This window comes from Psychrosphaera saromensis (assembly GCF_002954545.1).
GTDB lineage: Bacteria > Pseudomonadota > Gammaproteobacteria > Enterobacterales > Alteromonadaceae > Psychrosphaera > Psychrosphaera saromensis.
Map to the genome: position 1 here is coordinate 2695479 of NZ_MSCH01000003.1, position 22745 is coordinate 2718223.

22 protein-coding genes are annotated in these 22745 nt (G+C 36.3%); 8 read left to right on the forward strand and 14 right to left on the reverse strand.

Annotation, left to right across the window (positions count from 1 at the left end; genetic code table 11):
* Nucleotides 1-4 precede the first annotated feature (4 nt).
* A complete protein-coding gene (locus tag BTO11_RS12220) occupies nt 5-562 on the reverse strand; it encodes a GNAT family acetyltransferase (RefSeq protein ID WP_219846469.1) in 558 nt (185 codons plus the stop codon).
* Between the two features lie 93 nt (nt 563-655).
* Nucleotides 656-985 carry a 5-carboxymethyl-2-hydroxymuconate Delta-isomerase gene (locus BTO11_RS12225; protein WP_105052868.1) on the reverse strand — a complete coding sequence of 110 codons (330 nt, stop codon included), beginning with the start codon at nt 983-985 and terminating at the stop codon, nt 656-658.
* 337 nt (nt 986-1322) lie between these two features.
* Between BTO11_RS12225 and pepN the strand changes: the two genes are divergently transcribed.
* Nucleotides 1323-4019 (forward strand): aminopeptidase N, encoded by a 2697-nt coding sequence (gene pepN, locus BTO11_RS12230; protein ID WP_105052869.1) that lies wholly within the window; start codon nt 1323-1325, stop codon nt 4017-4019.
* Nucleotides 4020-4217: 198 nt separating this feature from the next.
* On the opposite strand, the gene BTO11_RS12235 is transcribed toward pepN, so the two are convergent.
* The 8 genes from BTO11_RS12235 to BTO11_RS12270 form a co-directional block, all read right to left on the reverse strand.
* Nucleotides 4218-5093: a biosynthetic peptidoglycan transglycosylase gene (locus BTO11_RS12235; RefSeq protein ID WP_105052870.1), complete on the reverse strand. Its 876-nt coding sequence runs from the start codon at nt 5091-5093 to the stop codon at nt 4218-4220.
* Between the two features lie 121 nt (nt 5094-5214).
* Nucleotides 5215-6414, reverse strand: a complete 1200-nt coding sequence (locus tag BTO11_RS12240; RefSeq protein WP_105052871.1) for an alpha/beta hydrolase-fold protein — start codon at nt 6412-6414, stop codon at nt 5215-5217.
* A 266-nt stretch (nt 6415-6680) separates the two neighbouring features.
* On the reverse strand, nt 6681-7625 hold the full coding sequence (locus BTO11_RS12245; RefSeq protein WP_105052872.1) for a chemotaxis protein CheV: 945 nt from the start codon (nt 7623-7625) through the stop codon (nt 6681-6683).
* Nucleotides 7626-7955: 330 nt separating this feature from the next.
* Nucleotides 7956-9170 (reverse strand): multidrug effflux MFS transporter, encoded by a 1215-nt coding sequence (locus tag BTO11_RS12250; protein ID WP_105052873.1) that lies wholly within the window; start codon nt 9168-9170, stop codon nt 7956-7958.
* A 220-nt stretch (nt 9171-9390) separates the two neighbouring features.
* Nucleotides 9391-9774 carry an SMU1112c/YaeR family gloxylase I-like metalloprotein gene (gloA2, locus tag BTO11_RS12255; protein WP_105052874.1) on the reverse strand — a complete coding sequence of 128 codons (384 nt, stop codon included), beginning with the start codon at nt 9772-9774 and terminating at the stop codon, nt 9391-9393.
* A 62-nt stretch (nt 9775-9836) separates the two neighbouring features.
* Nucleotides 9837-10508 carry a 2OG-Fe(II) oxygenase gene (locus tag BTO11_RS12260; RefSeq protein WP_105053757.1) on the reverse strand — a complete coding sequence of 224 codons (672 nt, stop codon included), beginning with the start codon at nt 10506-10508 and terminating at the stop codon, nt 9837-9839.
* Nucleotides 10509-10706: 198 nt separating this feature from the next.
* Nucleotides 10707-11033, reverse strand: coding sequence for a hypothetical protein (locus BTO11_RS12265; protein WP_105052875.1), 327 nt, complete (start codon nt 11031-11033; stop codon nt 10707-10709).
* A 92-nt stretch (nt 11034-11125) separates the two neighbouring features.
* Entirely contained in the window at nt 11126-11440 is a 315-nt protein-coding gene (locus BTO11_RS12270) for a DUF6122 family protein (protein ID WP_105052876.1), read from the reverse strand.
* A 186-nt stretch (nt 11441-11626) separates the two neighbouring features.
* Here BTO11_RS12270 and dbpA point away from each other — a divergent pair, with 186 nt between their 5' ends.
* Entirely contained in the window at nt 11627-13012 is a 1386-nt protein-coding gene (gene dbpA / locus BTO11_RS12275) for an ATP-dependent RNA helicase DbpA (protein WP_105052877.1), read from the forward strand.
* A 133-nt stretch (nt 13013-13145) separates the two neighbouring features.
* Here dbpA and BTO11_RS12280 read toward each other — a convergent pair whose 3' ends face one another.
* Nucleotides 13146-13478: a hypothetical protein gene (locus BTO11_RS12280; RefSeq protein WP_105052878.1), complete on the reverse strand. Its 333-nt coding sequence runs from the start codon at nt 13476-13478 to the stop codon at nt 13146-13148.
* A gap of 408 nt (nt 13479-13886) precedes the next feature.
* Here BTO11_RS12280 and BTO11_RS12285 point away from each other — a divergent pair, with 408 nt between their 5' ends.
* Nucleotides 13887-15491: an ABC-F family ATPase gene (locus BTO11_RS12285; protein WP_105052879.1), complete on the forward strand. Its 1605-nt coding sequence runs from the start codon at nt 13887-13889 to the stop codon at nt 15489-15491.
* A gap of 134 nt (nt 15492-15625) precedes the next feature.
* Here BTO11_RS12285 and BTO11_RS12290 read toward each other — a convergent pair whose 3' ends face one another.
* The gene (locus tag BTO11_RS12290; RefSeq protein ID WP_105052880.1) at nt 15626-16006 is read right to left on the reverse strand and encodes a hypothetical protein; all 381 of its coding nucleotides are present in this window, start codon (nt 16004-16006) and stop codon (nt 15626-15628) included.
* A 53-nt stretch (nt 16007-16059) separates the two neighbouring features.
* Between BTO11_RS12290 and BTO11_RS12295 the strand changes: the two genes are divergently transcribed.
* Both BTO11_RS12295 and BTO11_RS12300 read left to right on the forward strand, forming a co-directional pair.
* Nucleotides 16060-16533: a helix-turn-helix domain-containing protein gene (locus BTO11_RS12295; RefSeq protein WP_105052881.1), complete on the forward strand. Its 474-nt coding sequence runs from the start codon at nt 16060-16062 to the stop codon at nt 16531-16533.
* Nucleotides 16534-16550: 17 nt separating this feature from the next.
* Nucleotides 16551-17039, forward strand: coding sequence for a hypothetical protein (locus BTO11_RS12300; RefSeq protein WP_105052882.1), 489 nt, complete (start codon nt 16551-16553; stop codon nt 17037-17039).
* 236 nt (nt 17040-17275) lie between these two features.
* Here BTO11_RS12300 and murI read toward each other — a convergent pair whose 3' ends face one another.
* Complete coding sequence (murI, locus tag BTO11_RS12305; RefSeq protein ID WP_105052883.1) at nt 17276-18172, reverse strand: glutamate racemase; 897 nt, start codon at nt 18170-18172, stop codon at nt 17276-17278.
* Between the two features lie 243 nt (nt 18173-18415).
* On the opposite strand from murI, the gene xthA reads away from it, so the two are divergent.
* Both xthA and BTO11_RS12315 read left to right on the forward strand, forming a co-directional pair.
* Nucleotides 18416-19237, forward strand: coding sequence for an exodeoxyribonuclease III (gene xthA / locus BTO11_RS12310; protein WP_105052884.1), 822 nt, complete (start codon nt 18416-18418; stop codon nt 19235-19237).
* A 30-nt stretch (nt 19238-19267) separates the two neighbouring features.
* The gene (locus BTO11_RS12315) at nt 19268-19849 is read left to right on the forward strand and encodes a YceI family protein (RefSeq protein ID WP_181135897.1); all 582 of its coding nucleotides are present in this window, start codon (nt 19268-19270) and stop codon (nt 19847-19849) included.
* Nucleotides 19850-20044: 195 nt separating this feature from the next.
* On the opposite strand, the gene BTO11_RS12320 is transcribed toward BTO11_RS12315, so the two are convergent.
* Nucleotides 20045-20776, reverse strand: a complete 732-nt coding sequence (locus BTO11_RS12320) for a DUF1499 domain-containing protein (RefSeq protein WP_105052886.1) — start codon at nt 20774-20776, stop codon at nt 20045-20047.
* A gap of 415 nt (nt 20777-21191) precedes the next feature.
* Here BTO11_RS12320 and BTO11_RS12325 point away from each other — a divergent pair, with 415 nt between their 5' ends.
* Entirely contained in the window at nt 21192-22700 is a 1509-nt protein-coding gene (locus BTO11_RS12325) for a metallophosphoesterase family protein (protein ID WP_229793297.1), read from the forward strand.
* Nucleotides 22701-22745: the final 45 nt, after the last annotated feature.

A 22745-nucleotide genomic window follows, 5' to 3' on the forward strand; every position in this document is an offset into this window, starting at 1 on the left:
CAACTTATTCAGCGGTTTTACAGGCTAATTTGTAGTAATGATTATTATTGAATTCAAAGTGTTTTATCACAGTTAATGGGGTTTTTCTGGTGTGTGCTTCGTAAGAACGTGGATTTATTTTATTAATAAAGGTAACCATAATTGGATAGCGTTTGGACATTTCACTTAAAGAATAATTGAAGATTTTTTCAAATACGCCTTGGCCTCTTACTGACTTATCTACACATACTGGGCCGTATTGGTAAGAGTTATCTTTAGTAATGCTTTGCCCCAAACAAGTAGAGTCGTCTAAATGTTTGATCATAAATTCAAACATTGGCCACTGAGACCAATAATCCCAGGATGCAGCCATTGCGTAAGCCACTATTTTATTGTCTACGCTTGCAGTAAAAAGCCCATTTTCATGCTGAATTAAATTAGTTAAATGCTCTTTAGTAAAGGCGGTAGTTATAAAGCCATCGGCTTTATCGTCTTCACTTATAGAGTCAACTTGATAGCGGTAATGCAGTGCTAATATTTCTTCAATATTGGCTAAAGTGGCTGTTTTTAATTCTATATTCATTGGGTGCTTACTTAAGGTTGGCTAATTTTGTAAAAAAGTTAAATGAAACTCAGTGTATTAGATAAATACACTAAGTTTTATTAATCAGCAGTGTTAGTTACCTGCGTGAGACTCTCTATGTATATCAATAACTTCTATTGTTAAAATGTAATCGCCTAGGTCTAATTTTTTCATCTGTAATAGTATTGAACCGCTTAGTTTTGCTTTTTGCTCGTCAGTACGTCCAGAAAGTATTTTTGCCGCAATATGAATAAACGGACTTTTTGTTTTACCAACTTGATAATTCGCGTATGACAATGTTCTGGTTTTTATGTCATTTTCATTAAACAATTCTGACGCGGCAGCACCTGTGAATACTGAACTGATAAGCTCATCAATGTTTTTATTAAAATTTTCTGAATGTTCAATTATGCAATGTGGCAAAGTGTAACTCCTGTTGAAATATACAATTTAGTAACCGGCTAATAACGTAGATACTTACTAGATTACCGCCTCTTTTTATTTTATATATTTGTAACAAATACACTACCGCTTTGCTAGTTATAATTCATCAATCACGGTTATATAAAGGGCTTTATTAATTAACTGAGCTTAGATTATGCTGGTTTAAACACGTCACTACTAAGCTCTTTGTTACAAATAGATACATAATATAATCCCCCTTATTACTTTTAATCAAAATTTTAACTAAAAAATTATGATATAACATTACGTTTTAATTCACCCATCTCGTTAATCGAAATAATAGAAGAATTATATTATGAAATTTAGCCCTATTAAATTGGCACTGATCACTGCAATTACAGTGAGTTCAGTTGCACTTAGTGGTTGTATGACCACAACCAATGAAACATCAACAAAAGCCTCAATGGAGCAAACCGCTCCTGTTATTCGTGATTTTAACGAAGCATTATCAGCCGATTACGCCGCTATGCGTAAACAACAAATTAGTGATGTTGGCTACTCGCTTTATTTCAACATAGGTCATACGGAAACTTCTTATAATGGTAAGTCGGTTATTGACTTCACTATGGCTGAAGGCAATAAGTCACCTATTACTATCGACTTTGAGTCTGGTAATGTTGAGTCTGTTAAAGTAAACGGTAAAACAGTATCGTTTGATTATGAGAAGTGGTTTATCTCTATTGCGCCAACGGCGTTTACTAGTGGAAAAAATACCATTGAAGTCATTTATAACCGCCCTTATTCAAATGATGGTTCTGGTTTACATCGTTTTAAAGACCCTGCCAACGGTGACGTTTATTTATACTCTGACTTTGAACCTTACTCAGCAAACAAGATGTTTCCACATTTTGACCAACCAAACTTAAAGTCAACTTACAAAGTAGAAGTTGATGCACCAAGTCATTGGCAGATCATCTCAACAACTCGTGAAACATCAATTGTTGAAAAAGAAGGCGTTAAACATTGGGACTTCCCAGTGTCAGCTAAAATATCGTCTTATGTTTTTGCACTTCATGCCGGTAAATATGCGGTATGGGAAGACACTTTCCACGGTAAAGATGGCGATATTCCATTGCGTTTGTTTGCTCGTCAAAGCTTAGCTAAATACGTAAAAATTGACGATTGGTTTACACCAACAAAACAGAGCTTTAAGTTCTTTAATAACTACTTTGATATTAGTTACCCGTTTGGCAAGTATGACCAGGTTATGGCACCGGATTTTAATTCTGGCGCGATGGAAAATGTTGCCGCCGTTACTTTTAACGAAAGCTTTATTAGTCGTGGTGAGAAAACCACATCACAACGTTTATCACTAGCAGACACAATTGCTCACGAAATGGCGCACATGTGGTTTGGCGATTTAGTGACTATGGACTGGTGGAATGGCTTGTGGTTAAACGAAAGTTTTGCAAGTTACATGGCCGTTTTAGCTCTTGAAAAAGGGTCTGATTTTGACAATGTATGGGATGATTTCTATACCGGATTTAAACAGTGGGCTTACCGAACCGATAAATCAGTTAATACCCATGCGATTGAATTACCAGTAGCAACAACAAGCGATGCCATGACTAACTTTGATGGTATTACTTATGGTAAAGGCGCATCTGTACTTAAACAAGTTCCTAAATATTTAGGTGAAGAAAACTTCCGTAAAGGGGTTAGTAACTACCTTAAAAAATATTCTTACCAAAATACTACATTAAACGACTTCATCACTTCTCTAGCACAAGCGTCTGATACAGATTTAACTCAGTGGACACAAGATTGGTTATATAAAGCCGGTGTGAATACCATTGAAGTTAGTTATCAATGTAATGCTGGTGTTATTAGTGAGTTTGCCATCAAGCAAAGTGCGCCCGAAGAATACCCAACACTTCGCCAACAAAGAGTGAATGTTGGTTTATTTAATTACAGTAATGACGCTATGTCATTAACTAACGAAGTAGCGGTAACTTACAAAGGTGCAAGTACTGATGTAAGTGAAGTTGTTGGTAAAGCCTGTCCTGAATTAGTTTATCCAAACCTTGACGATTGGGGTTATGTACAAGTTAACCTAGATAAGAATTCACTTGAGTCATTAAACAAACATATTAATGACTTTAAGAACCCTTCTCTGCGTTTAATGTTATGGCAGAGCTTGTTCGATAGCGTTAGTGATGCAAAATTATCACCAGAGACTTTTGTCGATTTTGCTTTAAAGAATTTAGACGGTGAAAAAGACTTGAGTGTTATCCGTTCAATTTCAGGCCAACTATCTGGTGCGTTAGGTTATTTAACAACGGCAACACGCTTAGGAATTAAAGACTTTAACGACAAGCGTAACCAAGTGAATGACTTTTACTTTAAACAACTAGAAAATGCTGAAGCTGGCAGTGATTTACAAAAGTTATGGTATGGACGTTTTGTTTCAACCACAAGAACTCCTGCCCAATTAGCTAAGTTAGTGGCAATTTTAGATGGGAAGTTAGCGTTTGAAGGATTACAAATAGACCAAGATAAGCGTTGGAGAATAGTTCGTACTTTGAACCACCATGAAGTTGGTAATTATAAAGAACGTTTAGCTGAAGAGATCAAGCGTGATAATTCTGATATTGGTGCTAAAAATGCGATATTAGCGGAAGTATTACGTCCTGATCCTGCGGTTAAAGCTAAATGGTTCGACATTATTATTAACAACCCTGACAACCTGAAACTAGCAACCTTGCGTTATGCAATGTTTGGTATGTTCCCTGGAGATCAAAAAGCGCTTGAAGCGCCTTATAAAGATCGCATATTGGCACATATTGAGTCATTAAATACACAAGGTAATCTTAAGTTATTAGGTGCTTTTGCTGGCTCTATGTTGCCAACCAGTTGTACCAATGAAAGTTATCAAGAACTTGGTGAGCTTGTTGAAAAATATAAAGACATGAAACCGCAAGTTCTAAAAGGCGTTAAGCGTAGTCACCAAGAAGTTGGTCGTTGTGTGAAGGTGTTAAACTTACTAAAGTAATTTAACCAGAGCCTTAAACTAAAAAAACCAATCAACGCTGTTGATTGGTTTTTTTACATTAGGAAATCTACTTTTTTATCATCTCAAGGTATTAAGGTTAGTAACCTTAACAACCAATGTTAAACCACTTTAGTTCAGTTTAAGGTCAACGACTGCAAATAATATGCAAAGGCTCAAATAACGCCCTATAGATAATGATTAGTTTTTTGTGTCCGTAAAATAATTCCAGTTAAGGTAACGTCGATATTGCTTTGGACTGATGTATTCCTTATACAACATATCCGCCAAAATACGCTTGAGCTTTTTCTTATGTCGTTTAGATAAATATTTATTTTTGAAAATACTGTAATGGTATTTTCTAGGTGATGGCAACATGACTGCTAAGAAAGCGCCCTCTGCGGCATTAATTTCTGACGGTTTTTTATCAAAGTAATATTTGGACGCGTGAGCTACGCCGTATATATCTGGACCAAACTCAGCCACATTTAAATACATCTCTAATATTTCATTTTTAGACAAATGTTGCTCTAATTCTCGGGTAACAAACAACTCGGTAAACTTACGATGTAAGCTTTTTGTATTAGAACGTAGGTACACATTTTTTGCTACTTGCTGAGTGATCGTTGAAGCACCGTAACTAAACTTACGACGCTTAATATTCTCACCAATGGCATTCATTAATGCGTCCCAGTTAACGCCGCTGTGAGTGAAAAACTGACCATCTTCACTCATAACAATTGAATACAATAAATCACGATTAATATTATCTATTCGTACCCATTTGTATTCTTGTTTTTTGCTTTTTGAGTCAATTTTTTCATGAACACTTTCTACCGCAACTTCTCTGACCGTTTGAAAGTTAACGTCTTCTAAATCAGGTACATTGCTAAAGACACTATAGAAATATATGGCTAATAACAATAAGCCAAGCCACACCAAACCACCGGTAATAATGAAGGTGTTTTTTAGTATATGTAAAGGATGTGAAATTGCTGCCTTTGCCGCGCGTTGGATCCTGCCCTTAAGCTTCACGGTAAATTCGCGTACTGCCGATCCCTTTTGTTCTTCACTCATATTTAACCTGTATTTTTAATGGGGTTACTTATTAACAACTGAAAGTTAAATCACTTACCTATTTTTAACTTTATTTTGCCCCTTTGATGATGTTTATAACTTTATACTTTTACTGAATAAATTACTGCTCAGTAGGTATTACTTTATCTTCTATATTGTTTTCAACAGAGCTTTTTTGTTTTCTAAGAAGTCGCTCTCTATGTTCGCTAATTACACGAAATAAGCTTATGTCTTTTTTTACAATACCGACCGCTAAGTCCATTTGTTTTATTGCTTCTTCAATCTGACCATCTGCTTCATAAGCTTCCGCCAAACTATCGTATGTGTTTGCCGACTTTGGAAACTCCATAACATTGCGTGCAAATATTTTAATTGCCGCTTTAGGGTCTTTCTTTTGTACTAAGTGATAGTACCCCATGGCATTTAAGGTATTTTCACTCATAGGAATATGGAATCCAAAGTACTCTGATAACTTAATATAGTGTTCCTCTGCGGCCTTTATACCTAGCCCCATATTTGCAGTGGGAAACGCCCAATTAGCAAAAAGTTCTCTATACGCATAAAACTGACCAATCACAGGCGTTGTCATGTGAGTTTCCTTTTCAAAGTACTCACGTTTGAAAATGAACTCATTTGGCTTTTTGTTATATAAGGCTTCAGATAATTCATCAAATGCGGTTCTCACTTGCCCTTTTTGATCACCAATATTCATATAAAGGAAGTTTTTTAAGGTCGGCGTTTTAGCAAAAAAATTTATCGCATCGGTAACCGTCGATTTTTCATCCCAGCTAAGGCTTGGACTAAAGGCAAAATGCGCTTGAAATAAGTGAGGTCTCGTATGTAAAGAATGTATTGCAAAAAGGCCAGCTAATGCATGGCCTGTGATGATTTTATAGTCTTCAGTTCTGTACAAGCCGTCGATATAAGGAATGAGTTCTTTTTCTAGAAAATCCAGAAACTTGTTCGCGCCACCACCTTCTGTTTCTTTATTGTTTTTTAATGGCGGTGTTAAATCACGAGTCCTATTGGTATTGGCAATAGCAACGATGATCAATTCTGGCACTTCACCAGACAAACTTAAAAAATCTAATGTACCTGATGTATGGCTAAGATTAGATGGACCATCAAGTAAGTACATTACAGGGTATTTACGCTTTGAGTCTTTGTTATAACTACTCGGTAATTGGATAACGATAGAACGTTTTTCACTGAGGATTTGAGATTGAAATTTATCGTGGATTGGTAAACGTACATCAGCAATTGCACTATTGACTGCAAGTAGACTAAAAACAAATACTGCATGCATAAATCGTTTTATCATGATTACTTTCCTTTGCCTGATATCAAATATTTTCTTGTTATTATAATGGCAATAACTTAACAACTATACTTTTGATTAACAATAATATTAAAAAAGTAAACTGAGTCATTAATTGGCTGGCTGTTTAAATATATGCACGCAGTATTGGAACAAATAATACTCCGGCTTTAACTTTTGTATGTTGAAAATAATGAGGGAATTAATTGAAAGCTTATTTGATGTTCTTAAACAAATCATTGTAAAGAACATCAAATAAGTTGGAGATATTATTCGGTAAGTTTTGCTTTAAGGCGGTTTTGTACCACTTCCACTAAAAGGTCTGGTTGGAACTTAGACAAGAAATCATCACAACCAACTTTTTGCACCATCGCTTTGTTAAAGTCACCACTTAAGGATGTATTTAACACTATAAATAAGTCTGAGATACGTGGATCTTTTCTAATTTCATTGGTTAGCTTATAACCGTCCATTACAGGCATTTCAGCATCGGTTATTAACATTAAAATTTCATCTTTAACGTTTTTACCTTCGTCTGCCCACCCTTGTAAAAGAGTTAATGCTTCTTGACCATTTTTCACTGGGATAATTTCAATCCCTAACTGAGCTAGAGTACTTGCCACTTGATTTCTGGCCGTTGGAGAGTCGTCAGCATGGAGTATTTTTCTACCGACAAATTCTGAAAGAATATTTTCATCAACAACACCTTGAGTTATCTCAACTTTGTAATGAATTATTTCAGCTAATACTTTCTCTACATCAATGATTTCAACTAAAACTTCTTTGTCGTCTTCCATTATTTTAGTGATAGCCGTTAAGTAATGCTGGCGGCCTACCGTGCCAGGAGGCTCCATAATTTCGCCCCAAGTCATATTTACAATATGCTCAACTTTACCCACTAAGAAGCCTTGAACACTACGGTTATACTCAGTAATGATTAGATTAGATTCTTCGTCAGCATCCATAGGACGCATACCAATGGCCGATCTTAAATTGATCACAGGAATAGAGTCACCGCGAATATTAGCAACGCCTTCAATACTAGAATGAGAACTAGGTAACATACTTAACTTAGGTAACTTAACCACTTCTTTGATTTTAAATACATTAAGTGCAAAAAGTTGTCGACCAGATAGATGAAATAATAATAACTCTAAACGATTCTCACCGACTAAGTTTGTACGCTGATCAACTGTATTCAGCATATTTGACATAAAGATATTCCTAAATTACTCAAGAGTTTCAAGTTTAGCCCACTTCACAGAAAATAATAACGCTTCTATTAAATTTATAACGTATTGAAGTGAACACTATAATAAATGTTGGATATCCAACACTTTTGATTTAGACAATTTCATCTTAAAACATGCGGTAAAGCACAAAGTTATGGTGTGTAATCTAGCCTAATAACCCTATATTGTATTAAACATATTGATTAATCAATTAAAGGTTGTACCAGCTTTGACGGTTTTATTGCGATTATTCTGACACAGGAGTCAAAATAAAACCCGCAAGGTTTGCAGGTTTTGTTTTGTATTTGACGTTTAAGCTGCGCTTAGCTTGCTATTTTGCTTTGCCATTAACACTAGTATTATTGATAACAAGGCACAAATTAGAAATCCAATCGTCAGTGGCATAACACTTCCGTTATACAAATAACCTATATAACCACCGATGAAAACAGAGATTAAGGTTTGTATAGAACTAATTACTGATGTCGCAACACCTGCAATATGCCCTAAAGGCTGAACGGCCAGTGCATTTAAGTTACCAAACAAGATACCAAAACAGAAAAATGTGGCTGACAAATACATCATTAAAACAAGTAATGCGGGTTCACCTGTGATGACTAAGCAATACACTAAAAACATGGTACTAAAGGCTAATAAACCGGTTAACGACACTAAACATAAGTTAACCATTTTATAGCGCATAACTAATTTAGAATTAGCAAAAGATGATAAACCAACCGCCAAGGCTAATACACCAAAGTACAGCGCAAATTGCTCACCTAATTGATAATGCACCTGTAATAACTGCTGTGACGAACTTAAATAACCAATAAAAGAACCAAATATAAAGCCTGAAGCCAACATGTAATTACGGCTTGTCTTATTACTTAAGGTCTCTTTAATACCGTGTACAATCACAGTGATTGTAAAAGGTAATCGTTTTTCAACTATTAAGGTTTCTTCTTGCCTAAAGTGCAACCACACGATAGACAATAAACTAACAACAAATACAAATGCAAAAATTGCGCGCCAATCACCAACCCATAATATGCCCTGCCCAATTGATGGAGCAATGGCTGGAACTATGATGAAGAACATCACAATCAATGACATAACGCGACCCATTTCAGGCCCTTCAAACTTGTCTCTGATCATAGCTAAACTCACTACTCGACAAGCCGCTGCGCCAAAGCCTTGAATAACACGACCGATGATCATCATGTTAAAATCAACAGCAAACAGTGAGATTAAGTCTCCTAAAATAAAGACGCCAACACCAAGATAAATAGTTTTCTTACGACCAAATGAATCTGATATAGGCCCGTAAAAAATAAGACCAAATGCCATACCAAAAAAGATAGATGACAGGACCAATTGGATATCATTTCCTTCGGCAACTTGTAAATCAGAACCAAGTTGTGACAAAGCTGGTAAAACTGAATCAATGGCTAAAGCAAGTAACGACATTAATAATGCCATCAAACATATAAATTCAAAATTACTGACGGGTTTTGACTGAGAATTCATTTGGTTTCTTAATAGTAATGGATAAAAAAGAGGGTTACTTCTGTTTTTCCTAACTGGGCTAATTAGAATTGAATTCTAACGACGTTAGGAAGCTAACAAGGAACTCGATGTGGCGGGATTTTAGCATAGGTAATGATCAATAAATACGCACATGACAGACAAATACGATGAAACAAGTTATCTATAGGTTAAATGTATTTAATGTTTGTACACATTAAATTCAACCTTGGTATAACTCCAAAGGTAAACCGTCTGGGTCACTAAAAAAAGTAAACTTTTTATTGGTAAACTCATCAACGCGTATTGGCTCTACTTCCACGCCTTTACTTGTCAGGTATTGTGCAACGTCTTCGACTGAATCAACACAAAATGCTAAATGCCGTAAACCTTGAGCTTCTGGAAAACTTGGTCTTGCTGGAGAATTAGGGAAGGAGAACAATTCTATTTGTCCTCCATCTGGCAATTTAATATCTAACTTGAATGAGTTTCTTGCAGCACGAAAATTTTCAGCAACTATTTCCAATTTCAAAATGGATGTATAAAAGTGTTTTGATTTTTCATAATCAGAACAAATAATCGCAACATGATGGATTGATTTAAGCATTCAAATTCCTAAACATTGATACTTATGTCATAAGCTTTATACATAAAGTTTAAACATGGAGTTTATAAAGGTGGATCTATTTTATCCGCAATAGAGGTATTAACACGAAACCAACCCGCTATAGAATAACGGTCTCGGTTTGCTTTGAGTACTTCATGGGGGAATTCTTCACTTAAAAACGCCACTAAAGTTCCCATCAATGGAATAACTTTGGTTCCGTCTTTATCGTTATCGTCTTTATATATTACTAACTCGCCACCGTCGGTATTAGTCCAACCTGAGTTAAAATAAGCCACTATCGACAACACTCGGTTTGCATCGCCTCTAAATGCATCGTAATGACGTTTATAATAATCACCGGGGCCATAATGAGCAAAGTGACTTTCAAATGAGAACAGTCCTAAAAACAATCTACGATTTAAAAAACTTTGTAAACTTGCAGTCCAATCTAACCACTGTTTACTGGCGTCGGTTTCGCCATTAATCCAGCAAATTTCATCCGTACGGACAAACTCGTTTTTTAGGTACTCATTACCACGGCCAATACCTGCATTAGCGAATTTTTCAGCTTCCATGGTTTGTTGATGAATAAACAATGAATCCGTGAGTTCTATAGGAAGTGCACCTGGTCTAATGCTGTAACCTTGTTGCTCAATATCTTGTGCTATTAAGCCAAAAAGGTTTTCATCTATTGTTCCATTATTATCAGTTCCATTACCATGAAACAGGGAGATTTTTTTTACGGTGACCAAGTTATTCACTCTTTATAAAATAGCAATTATGGGAAATGCAGTACTGTGGTGCGCATCATACTTAAAATAAAAAAAGACACCCTTTTTATCTTGCTGAATATGCAAAATAAAATGGACGTCTTTTTATAAAGAACAAAGCATGTCCTCATTGAAGTACTTTTATAAGAACGAACGGTCTGCTTAATATTTATGACCAAGGAACCTGTCTATTAGTTTTGAGATACGTTCCATGACTTCTTCTTCCACTTGATCAAAGGTTACGTGCAGTTTATCTAGCAACAAAGTCGCCCTTTGTTCTGGCAAAGTTACATCATTCATCAATAATTCTAGCTCTGGCAAGGCCTTGTCATAACGTGGCACTATGGTGAAAGATAATTGAATATAATCTACTTTTGAAAACACTTTATTTGCGACTTCACAAAAAGCTTCTACGTGATCTAACCCATCAGGCCCTAATGACCCCGGCTCAACTCTAACAATTAATTTTAAATCTAAATCTTGACTCATATTGAGCGTTACCTCATAAAAATTCTATTACTATCTAAGCACACTTTTGGCTATTCGGCGAACTTACTACCATCTATTACTTTGATAAATCACTACATAAACCAAACACCTAGGTTAATTTTACAATCTAGGCTGTCTAACGCCATATGTATCATTAAGCCTAGCCCAACAAACTTAAGTGGTTTAATAAAACACAAGGCTAAATAAGCCGGAATAAAAACTAATTGATGCAGAGGATGAAATCCGATGCTACATCTTAGTGGGTCATAAATTGGCGTTGCTAATAAGTGGTCAATATCAACAGCCATAGTTAACATCATAATGATTAAGGCTTTTTGCCAATGTTCACGGAAAAATATTAAGGCAACCAACAAGGGAACAATAAAATGTAAAAGTAGATGGAACATAAAATAAGATCTAAATAATTTATTAACTTACGCATAGTAAACTGCGCTATTTAATCACGCTAGTACTATTGGTTTAATTACGCCTATAAAAAAATTACCATATAAGGAAAACTCGCATACTTACTTGTGTTGTTAGCTGTTATAATGCCGCTAATTTAATTATTTACTACTTTTCAAGGTATAACTTTGACACAAACATCATTTTCATCATTGGCACTTAATCCAGATCTTGTTAGCAATTTAGCGACGCTAGATTATAACGAAATGACGCCAATTCAAGCGCAAAGTCTTCCTTTAATTATTGAAGGTAAAGACGTAATTGCTCAAGGTAAAACTGGCTCAGGTAAAACAGCTGCTTTTGGTTTGGGTTTATTACATAACTTAGATGTGAAACGTTTTCGTGTTCAGTCATTAGTGTTATGCCCTACCCGTGAATTAGCCGACCAAGTTGCTAAAGAAATTAGAAAACTAGCTCGTGGCATTCACAACATTAAAGTATTAACACTTTGTGGTGGCGTTCCTATGGGACCACAAATTGGTTCATTAGAACATGGCGCACATATTATTGTTGGTACGCCGGGTCGTATTTTAGATCACTTAGACCGTGGCCGTTTAAACTTAGATAACTTAAATACTTTAGTTTTAGATGAAGCTGACAAAATGTTAGAAATGGGCTTTCAAGATGCCGTTGATGCCATTATTGATTTAGCACCTAAAGATAGACAGTCATTATTATTCAGTGCCACTTTCCCAGATCAAATTAAAGGTATTAGTAGCAAACTACTTAAAGACCCGATTATGGTTAAAGTTGAGTCTACTCATTCTGAGAGCAGCATAGATCAAAAGTTCTTTAATGTTGATAACAATAACGCTCGTAAACAAGCGATACAGTTATTGTTAATGGAATACCAACCAGAGTCTTGCGTTATCTTTTGTAATACAAAAGTAGAAACGGTAGAAGTTACAGACTTCTTATTAGACGCAGGCTTCAGTGCTATCGAACTAAATGGTGACTTGGAACAAAGAGACCGAGATCAAACATTGGTTCGTTTTGCTAATAAAAGCATTTCAATCTTAGTGGCAACCGATGTTGCTTCTCGTGGCCTAGATATAGACAACTTAGACGCAGTAATTAACTATCAATTAGCTCATGATGCCGACACACACGTTCACCGTATTGGCCGAACAGGTCGTGCGGGCAGCAAAGGTGTTGCCTGTAGTTTATTTACCAATAAAGATTCTTACAAAGTAGTTGAGATTGAAGACTACCTAGGCATTCGTATTAGTGAATCTGAATTACCAGATGCGTCTGTGTTAGAAAGAGAAATTTTCGCGCCTAGAATGGGCACGATTCGTATTGACGGTGGTAAGAAACATAAAGTACGTCCGGGTGACATTCTTGGTGCACTTACTGGAAAAGATGGTATTGCTGGAAAAGACGTTGGAAAAATTAACGTATTAGAGTTCTGTGCTTATGTCGCGGTAGACCAATCTGTTGCCAAAGAAGCATTACACAAGTTAGAAAAAGGCAAATTAAAAGGCCGTAGTTTTAGAGCTTGGCGTATCCGTTAAGCTAAAAGAACACAACTTAATGCTAATAATTAACACAGTAAATGTGTTAATTATTAGCTGTATTACTAATGTTAGAGCCCTTAGCTATAACGAGCTTATTTTAACTGTTATTTATTAGTGTAAATCCTATATGCTAATGATAAGTAACAATCACTTTATCCATTTTTGCCACAAACCCACTTTTAGTTTGCACATAAACGACTTTGTTAGTTACCGCTGTGACATGAGAAAATATCATTTTTACATTCCCTTCCATTACGGTTTTACCGTTAGCCATACTTACTGTGTTTGATGTTATTTGAGGCTGTTCGTTTTCTGAGTGTGTGATTTGTACATTGCCAATATAGGTATGTACTTTGTTGTTGTTTGTTACTACTTCTTTTTGAGCTGTGATCTTGAGCTCTTGGGCGTAAGAAAAGTGGGAAATAACAAATATGCACAGGAGTAATTTTTTGAATAGTTTCATATAAATTCCTTTTATTCTTAACTTCTTTGACGTCTTAACCCTTTAGGTGGTTAAGTACGAGTCATTAAAATTGTTTAATTATATGCGTTACTTACATTTCGACTTTAACTTTCAATGTAAACACATATATTACGGCTCAAAACGTCATGTTCTCTAAAGCCAGAACAACATAGCAAAAGATTTAATTTTAAACAAATGAAAATTATGACGTCACGTGAACCTAGTACTTCATCCTCTATAAACTACATACATTTGTAAATAAAAAATCCATAACATCTTGATTATTTAATCATCAGATAACATCGACTTTAGAGTGAATACTCTGTATAATACGCGCGCTCTAGTTGGCAATAACTGGCATTCAGATCAGTTATCGTTCTGCAAGCCCCACATATCAGGAAATACCCTTTGATCACTACCGCAAATATCACCATGCAATTTGGCGCTGTGCCATTGTTTGAAAACATCTCAGCTCAGTTTGGGCATGGCAACCGTTACGGTTTAATTGGCGCCAATGGTTGTGGAAAATCAACCTTCATGAAAATTTTGAGCGGTGAGTTATCGCCTTCATCAGGTAATTATTCTATTACTCCAGGTAATAAACTCGGTGTGCTAAGCCAAGATCAATTTGCGTTTGAAGAATATTCAGTAGTTGATACGGTAATTATGGGTGACACCAAATTGTGGGAAGTTAAGAAAGAACGTGACCGCATTTACTCTTTAGCTGAAATGTCAGAAGAAGATGGCATGAAAGTAGCTAACCTTGAAACTGAATTTGCAGAAATGGATGGTTACACTGCAGAATCTCGTGCAGGCGACATTTTGTTAGAAGCGGGTATCGACGAAGAATTCCATTTTGGCCTAATGAGCCAGGTTGCTCCAGGTTATAAAGTGCGTGTGTTATTAGCACAAGCCCTATTCTCTAACCCAGATATATTATTACTAGACGAGCCAACCAATAACTTGGATATCCATTCAATAAACTGGTTAGCTGAAGTATTGAACCAACGTAAATGCACTATGATCATCATCTCGCATGACCGTCATTTCCTTAACTCTGTTTGTACGCACATGGCGGACATTGATTACGGTGAATTACGCATTTACCCTGGTAACTACGAATATTTTGTTGAAGCATCTTCACTTATCCGTGAACAGCTATTAACAGAGAACGACAAGAAAAGTGCAGAAATTGCAGAACTAACCGCCTTTGTGGCACGTTTTGGTGCCAATGCATCTAAAGCAAAACAAGCCAGTTCTCGTGCTAAAAAACTAGATAAAATTGAATTATCAGAAGTTAAGTCGTCAAGCCGACGCACTCCTTCTATCTCAATCAAACAAGAAAGAAAATTACATCGCCAAGTTCTTATTTTAGAAGAGTTAGGTCACGGTTATGATGAAGGTCCATTATTCCAAAATGGTAATTTGATCTTAGAAGCCGGTGCAAAACTTGCGGTCATTGGTGAAAATGGCGCAGGTAAAACCACTTTCTTACGTTGTTTAGTTGATGAATTAAAAGCAAATTCAGGTGTGGTTAAATGGTCTGAAAATGCAACCATCGGTTATTGTCCACAAGACAGCACCACAGACTTTGATTGCAACTTAAGTTTGTTTGATTGGTTAAGCCAATGGCGTACTAAAAAGCATGACGACATCGCAGTAAAAGCTATGTTAGGTCGTTTATTATTTACCGCTGACGACTTTGAAAAGAAAGTTAGAGTATGTTCTGGTGGTGAGAAAAACAGACTATTGTTTGGTAAATTAATGATGATGGACTTAAACGTACTTATCATGGACGAACCAACCAATCACTTGGATATGGAATCTATTGAAGCGCTTAACCATGCGTTAAAAGAGTTTGATGGCACATTAATCTTTGTAAGCCACGACACTCAATTTGTATCGTCATTGGCCAGTCATGTTATTGAAATTAAAGATAGCAGCATGGATATCTTCCACGGCTCTTACAATGAATATAAAGCAAGCCAAAAACTAAAGAATAAAGTTGCATAGCTTTATTCTTTAGCTGCTAACAGCTAAGCTAATAATCGCTAAGAAAAATGCCTAGATAATATTATCTAGGCATTTTTAGTTATTACGTCTAATAATCAGTGTTGTATCTATTAATTTATACTAGCTCTTTGTATTTATAACTCTTTACTTTTTAGTACCTGTAACACGCCCAATGTAGCAACCACAGTCGAAACTAATATTGTTGCTATAACACCCGGTATTGAAGTGACCCAAATACTTCCAATTAACAAGATTGCAGAGCCTAGCGCCCACAATAAATCGCCAAATGAAAAATACAAAACAAGTAGTTTATTTGGCGGTGTTTGAGCAGAAGCCCAAATTAAATGAAGGCCATTTACCACTAATACCGCTCCCAACAAAAACAGCACTAATTCTGGAGCCGGATCATCCGCTGATAAAAATAAAGCGATTTCCAGCGGTGCCCATAAAAACATCAAGCCAAAAATAATACAGCTTACTGCGTTAGCTCTTAAAACATTTTTTAATGTGATCATTTTCTTACCCTCATGTATACTTAGTTGACATAGAGTAGTTTAAGGATTTTATTATGTCAACAAAGTTGACAACTAACAATTTGCCAATGGCTGAAAGCCAAACTCTACAATTAGTGCTTGGCGCTGGACAAGTTAATGACTCTATATTTCAATATTTAGCCAACACATTGAAAGACAAGGGTTATAAATTTGCATCTCCTTCGGCGTTAAGCTTTTTGAGTACCTTAGAATGTGGTGTAAATTACGCATCAGACATAGCCAGAAACCTTGGGGTTTCTCGTCAGATGGTCGCTAAAACGGTAAAAGAACTCTGTTCAGCTGGTTATTTAGATCAGGTAGATGATATTGGTAAGCAAAAGAAAATAATCTTTACAACAAACGGAGAAGTTTTAATATCCGATGCAAGACAATTACTAGCGGACATAGACAAGGCGCTAGAAAATAAATTAGCTGTAGATACAGTATCAAGCACACTAACAAGCTTAAATATGATACAAAAATTAGTTAATCAATTAAACAATATATAACGTTCAAGGAATATGAAATGAAAAAGACAATATTAGTTATTGCAACAACATCACTTTTAATGGCGACAACCGCTATGGCTGCCGTTATTGATAAAAAAGCAATTCGCGCTGCAGATGCCAATATTGCAGAGCAAGTTGCAGTGATGAAATCAGATTGTGGTAATACGTCGTTAGAAGTTAATGTTGTCTGGGATGATGTTAAAGGGATGATCAAAACAAATAAAGACGCATTAAAGTCTGATAACTATAAAGGTGTATGGGTTCTTAGTCACACTGGTGAACGTACAGTTGCGGCATTAGAAGCTATGTCTAAAATTTGTAAAACCGATGCGGATTACAAAGAAGAGCTTGCTAAGGTAACAAACATTATTGTGAAACCTAAAGCGAAATTTGACGATTCAAAAAGTGCATTTTCTTTTGCTGAAACGACCATCACCATTGAATCAGGTCATAGAATGACTCGCAGTGCCTCTGACTTTATTACGCCAATTAAAAGCTTATTTTAACGGGTAGAAAATATAAGACATTCAATACTTATACTATTGAGTGTCTTTCTATACCGTTTTAAATCTACTTATCACCGCCCCTGCAAAACTAATTAACTTCTACGTTACCCTGCTAATTAAGTAATATTTGTATTAATAACTTTAACTATAAATAAAGCATCGACATTGAAAACTAAAGGGAAGACGAAAGTAAAGTAAAAAGAGTAAATTTAATATGGGCAAATAAATGAGCCGGTTTAATGGCTTAATTGAATATTTTTAACGGTTACCGCTTGTTGCCACAAAAGGCTAAATAATTCATTTAAACTTAGCTTCGCGTTTTGATTTAACGTTGGCTTTTGATCTGGACTGAAATTTTGACCTTGCCCTGAGCTGTGAGCTGACATTTGTCCTGAACTATAAAACTCTATTTGTCCCCTGTTATCATCCTCAGCTGTTTTATCTGACAATAAAGCTCTTGTTTCTAATTGGCGTTTTAACTCCAAACACACAGGATAAGAAGGTTCTATGATGTTAACTGAGCTTACTTTCAATTCAGCTAAACATTGGTTAATACCTGGGATTAAAAAAGCATAATGAGTACAGCCTAATACCAAGTGATCTATGCCCTTTTCTATTAACGGATGTATATAGTTTTTTATCGCTTGTTGAGTAACGTCACTGTTAAGTTGACCTTGCTCTACTAACTCTACAAACAAAGGACAAGCAACCAACTCCACAGATACTTTATCTTCAAAACGTGACTTTAATGCTAATAAGGATTGGCTTTTAATTGTTTGCTCTGTCGCAAGCAAACCTACAACACCGGTTTGACTTAACTCAGATGCAGGCTTTAATGCTGGCTCTACTCCAATAATAGGAATATTAGTCAACGTCCTTAAATAAGAAATAGTGTGTACAGTCGCAGTGTTACATGCAACAACGATAGCTTTACAACCTCGGTTAACAAAGTAATCGATTATAAGCGACGTACGCTGCTGTAAGGTTTCTGTTGATTTATTACCGTATGGCGAATAAAGGTGATCGGCTATGTAAATAACGTTTTCGTTTGGCATTAAGGTATGAATGGTCTTGGCTATGGATAATCCGCCAACCCCTGAGTCAAAAACCCCAATGGGTGATTGTTGTGTCATTTATCTTAATACCTTATTTGAACTTGTTATATTTACCAGCACGCCAGAGCGAATGCTTTACCAATCAATAAGTGATTGTTGCAAAACAGAAAACACAATGTGCCTATGTTACTTGTTGAGGTGGAATATTGAAATTGTTTATCTATTTTATTTTGTTAGTTTGGCTATTTTCCTTTGCTATCAAATTTAGTTAAAGGCATGATCAGGTTATATCTGTCCACTTTCTGATAAAAAGAATTAAACATGAAAATCATCTCATTTAATATAAATGGCATTCGTGCCCGCATTCATCAACTTGCAGCTTTAATTGAAAAACACAATCCAGATATTATTGGTTTACAAGAAACCAAAGCGCACGACGAAGTATTCCCGTATGCAGACGTTGAAGCCTTAGGTTACACACCTATTGTCCACGGTCAAAAAGCCCATTACGGTGTGGCTATGTTAGTTCGTAACGATGTTGCGGCTCGTATGACGCATAGTCAAAAAGGTTTTCCAACTGACACTGAAGAACATCAAAAGCGTATGGTGATGGTTACCGTAGAAACTGAATCAGGTAACAAAATCACCGTGCTAAATGGTTATTTCCCACAAGGTGAAGCCATTGATCATCCAATTAAGTTTCCATATAAAAGACAGTTCTATGCTGATTTAATGGATTACTTAAATACCAGTGAAGATGCTAGCGAGAATGTGGTTGTTATGGGCGACATCAATATTTCCCCTACTGACCTAGATATTGGTATTGGCGAGCCCAATAAAAAACGTTGGTTGAAAACTGGAAAATGTTCATTTCAGCCAGAAGAACGTGAATGGTTAAAAACATTGTTGGATTGGGGTTTTAAAGATACATTCAGAGAACAACACCCTACTACCGATGACAGATATTCATGGTTTGATTATCGCTCAAAAGGTTTTGACGATAACCGTGGATTAAGAATTGACGTTGTTTTGGCCACACACGGCTTAAATGATAAGTGTTCTGAAACTGGAATAGATTACGAATTACGCGGCATTGAAAAACCATCTGACCATGCGCCAATATGGTCTGTATTTGATATTTAACTTTATATTCAATCTTAAATAGGAATGACAATGAAATTATCAGCAAGTTTATTACTACCATTAATGTTTGTATCGGCATCAAGTTTTGCTGACTGGACACTAAATAATGACAAGTCCAACTTAAACTTTATCTCAGTTAAAAAATCAGCGGTAGTCGAAGTACATCACTTTAAAACACTAACCGGTACTGTAGAAGATAAGTCGGGAAAAACGAGCATAGAGATTGATTTAACAAGTCCTGAAACTATGATCCCTATTCGTAACGACCGTTTACAGTCTATGTTGTTTCAAACTGACATGTATCCAAAAGCGATAATCATGGCTAAGGTTGATGCTAAAAAAGTAAACCAATTAAAGTCAGGTCAATCGTTTCAAGACAAACAAACGCTAACCTTAGATTTACATGGTGTTAAAAAGCTATTTGTTGCTGATATTCAAGTAACAAAATTAGCCGCTAACGTTATTAACGTAAGTTCGGTAAAACCTATTGTGTTAAACGCCGCTGATTTTAAATTGGTAGAAGGTATAAACGCACTAAGAGACATCGCTGGTTTACCGTCCATCACAACACAAGTTCCTGTGACATTTAACTTAGTGTTTGATGCAAAATAATCTGCTAAATATCTTGTGTGAATACACAAGGTTTAAACGGATATTTTAAATGGTTATTCTAGGTGTATTGTGAAATGTATTATGCGCTTTAGAGTTTGATCTGCATGTTATAAAAAAGGCTGTTGTTGTTACTAACGACAGCCTTTTTTAATCAAATTTGCTCTAACCTTACAGCCCTACAGCCCTAAAGCCTTATCAGTCTTTCAACTTAAATGCAGTAATGAATTTTGTTATACGTGCCGCATTAGCGCCTAAATCACTCATACCAACACGAGAGATAGAACGTAAATCAATTTTACTGCCAGAATCCGTCATTTGAACACGAATCGCCACGTCGTCTTTAAACGCCCAAAGTAAAGTGGTATCTACCGCTTCAATCATGCCTGAGTCTTTGTTCTGAGCAACAATTTCCCAACCTAAGTCGTTAGTTACATCAACAGCTTTAGCAAAGGCCGCATCTACATTAAGTTCACTGACGATAGTTTGCAATTGCGGATATGCAGCCTGTTGAAGAGGCGCTAATTTTTCACTGTCATAATCTAACGGATTACTGTTTTCACCACGTAATGCAACAATAACTTTAAACTTAGGTAAATCAACCGTGTCTGTGCTTACCTGATGGATAAATGGCAAAGACTTAGCTTTAGCCGCTTGCATTGACAATCCAACAACCGGTAATGCCACTAATACGGCAACTACCGCACACGTTTTAGCTAGGTCTTTTTGTTTTTTCACTAACGCAAATATTGCGACCAATATCGCAATCAACAACACAGCCATACTGATAAACCCAGTAAGTTTAATGATTTGAAATGAAGTCCCCATAGACCAAAGCTCTAATCTATAAGCAATTATCGCAACAGGAAAACCAAGTAACAGAGGAATTACTGCGTATTTTAAAAATTTTGTGATGTTATCGATAACCATTATATTTCCTTAAATAGAGGTTGAATGTGTGTTGTTCAGCGCAGCATTCTTATTTAAACGGCTCCGCCAAAGCGATTTGGTGGTATTTAAACGCATTTAAAACATAAGCGCTATTGATATTGAGACTTTATTTTGAAATTGCATTACTTTTGGCACGGTTACTTAGTACATTAATTTAAGCTGACGAATATCAGTTGTAAAATTGAACTGCCTTTACAAATCATGTCGTTCGCATTACTGTTGGTTTTACGAACAATTACACTTAGTTATTTTAGGTGCTGTATTAGCTGTAATGCTAGATGTGCTACTAGATACATTACTCGGAAGTATTCCTGAGCTATTCCTTAACTATTTCAGAACTAATAAACTAAAGCGCAAATTTAAACTGGTGTAATTAAACGAGAAGGATTTCCAATTGACGGCTCACACGCAAGAAAGCTCTAACTCAAACAATGTAATGCAAAACTACAATACCGACACAAGTAAGTGGGCTATTGCGGTGCATAGAGTAACCACTACCAGTGCCGAGGTATGGGTTGGAACACTTTTCACTACGCTTATAAAACCTAAACATGCTCGTGTACACCTTATTGAAGATGGCAAAATTGTCCAAACCAAATACATTCAAAAATCCAATTGGAAACGCCCTTTCAGTTTCACTAAAAAACGTTTTTTCTCACTGCAAACCTTTGACAATTTAAAGCCCAACACCTGTTACAGCGTTCGTTTTGAACGGTATATTGCACCTGATGAACAAACATTACCAATTGGCTGGGTCCCTTTAAGAAATGCGTATTTATCAACATTGCCTGAGCAAATTTCTGAGCAATCTTCTTTCACTGTTGGTTTAGCGAGTTGTTTTTATCCTCATAGAGACGGTGGACGTGCGGCTGAAGCCTACCAGGCACTTTATGAAAGAGGCCATAAGGATATAAAACCAGACATCACCTTCTTAACTGGTGATCAGGTCTATTTAGATATCGGCTTTGACTCTCTTTCCAGAGATCCCGATGAAATAAGACAACGAATTGGTAGTGATTACGCGGAAAATTGGCAACTATTAGGCGGTATATTAAACAGAGGCGGTACCTGGATGTTGCCAGACGATCATGAATATTGGAATGACTATCCATTTCATGACTCGCTCATTCCACAATTACTGGCATTAAAATTACAAAGTGTACGTGAACATTGGACCCGAGCATCTAAAGATGCAGTTAAAAACATTCAACGTTCTCCCAAAGTTGAAACCTTTAACATTGGTAACGACCTATCCTTTTGCCTTGCTGACTTACGATCTTACCGGTCTAAAAGAAACTTTTTACCACCAACCGCATTTAAGCAATTAATCAACTGGGCCGAGTCACTTACCAGCCCTGGCGTGTTAGTTATCCCTCAGCCGCTTATTGTTAACGTGAACAATACAGAAAGAAATCTGTTGAGCTTTAACGCACAATATAAACAATTATTGGAGGCATTGGGCAGTACAGGCAACAATATTGTGATCCTATCTGGTGATGTTCATTATGGACGTATTGCCTCTTGTCCAATTGGTGATAACGGAGCGACATTAACTGAAGTCATATCTTCTCCTATGTCCAACTTAACTTACCTAAACGGCATCGCAACCGCTAAACCTGAGTTTACTCCAGAACAATTTCCTCACTCAGACAGTTTACCCAAAGGTTGGCAACAACAAACAGTCTCTTACTACCAAGACTTTTCAGTAAGCACCAAGAAAGGCTTCCTGTTCTCACCATATCCAAAGGAACGTACACGAGAGCACTTTATGACGGTTGGCTTTAAGAAGGTGAACGGGAAATTACAAATGACCGTCAACGCATGGCGCATTAGAGAACACGACCCAGACACCTATTTACCAAACAGTGACTTTGGCAAAGCTTATCGGGTACTTTTGAGTTAATCGGGTACTTTGCGTTACGTTAAATGTACAAAAGAAATTTATTTC

Bases quoted from the DNA above. Each gene is read 5' to 3' on its own strand.
- BTO11_RS12220 (WP_219846469.1), bottom strand. From the start codon at position 562: ATGAATATAGAATTAAAAACAGCCACTTTAGCCAATATTGAAGAAATA.
- pepN (WP_105052869.1), top strand. From the start codon at position 1,323: ATGAAATTTAGCCCTATTAAATTGGCACTGATCACTGCAATTACAGTG.
- BTO11_RS12235 (WP_105052870.1), bottom strand. From the start codon at position 5,093: ATGAGTGAAGAACAAAAGGGATCGGCAGTACGCGAATTTACCGTGAAG.
- BTO11_RS12240 (WP_105052871.1), bottom strand. From the start codon at position 6,414: ATGATAAAACGATTTATGCATGCAGTATTTGTTTTTAGTCTACTTGCA.
- BTO11_RS12245 (WP_105052872.1), bottom strand. From the start codon at position 7,625: ATGTCAAATATGCTGAATACAGTTGATCAGCGTACAAACTTAGTCGGT.
- BTO11_RS12250 (WP_105052873.1), bottom strand. From the start codon at position 9,170: ATGAATTCTCAGTCAAAACCCGTCAGTAATTTTGAATTTATATGTTTG.
- gloA2 (WP_105052874.1), bottom strand. From the start codon at position 9,774: ATGCTTAAATCAATCCATCATGTTGCGATTATTTGTTCTGATTATGAA.
- BTO11_RS12265 (WP_105052875.1), bottom strand. From the start codon at position 11,033: ATGAGTCAAGATTTAGATTTAAAATTAATTGTTAGAGTTGAGCCGGGG.
- BTO11_RS12270 (WP_105052876.1), bottom strand. From the start codon at position 11,440: ATGTTCCATCTACTTTTACATTTTATTGTTCCCTTGTTGGTTGCCTTA.
- BTO11_RS12280 (WP_105052878.1), bottom strand. From the start codon at position 13,478: ATGAAACTATTCAAAAAATTACTCCTGTGCATATTTGTTATTTCCCAC.
- BTO11_RS12290 (WP_105052880.1), bottom strand. From the start codon at position 16,006: ATGATCACATTAAAAAATGTTTTAAGAGCTAACGCAGTAAGCTGTATT.
- BTO11_RS12295 (WP_105052881.1), top strand. From the start codon at position 16,060: ATGTCAACAAAGTTGACAACTAACAATTTGCCAATGGCTGAAAGCCAA.
- BTO11_RS12300 (WP_105052882.1), top strand. From the start codon at position 16,551: ATGAAAAAGACAATATTAGTTATTGCAACAACATCACTTTTAATGGCG.
- murI (WP_105052883.1), bottom strand. From the start codon at position 18,172: ATGACACAACAATCACCCATTGGGGTTTTTGACTCAGGGGTTGGCGGA.
- xthA (WP_105052884.1), top strand. From the start codon at position 18,416: ATGAAAATCATCTCATTTAATATAAATGGCATTCGTGCCCGCATTCAT.
- BTO11_RS12315 (WP_181135897.1), top strand. From the start codon at position 19,268: ATGAAATTATCAGCAAGTTTATTACTACCATTAATGTTTGTATCGGCA.
- BTO11_RS12320 (WP_105052886.1), bottom strand. From the start codon at position 20,776: ATGGTTATCGATAACATCACAAAATTTTTAAAATACGCAGTAATTCCT.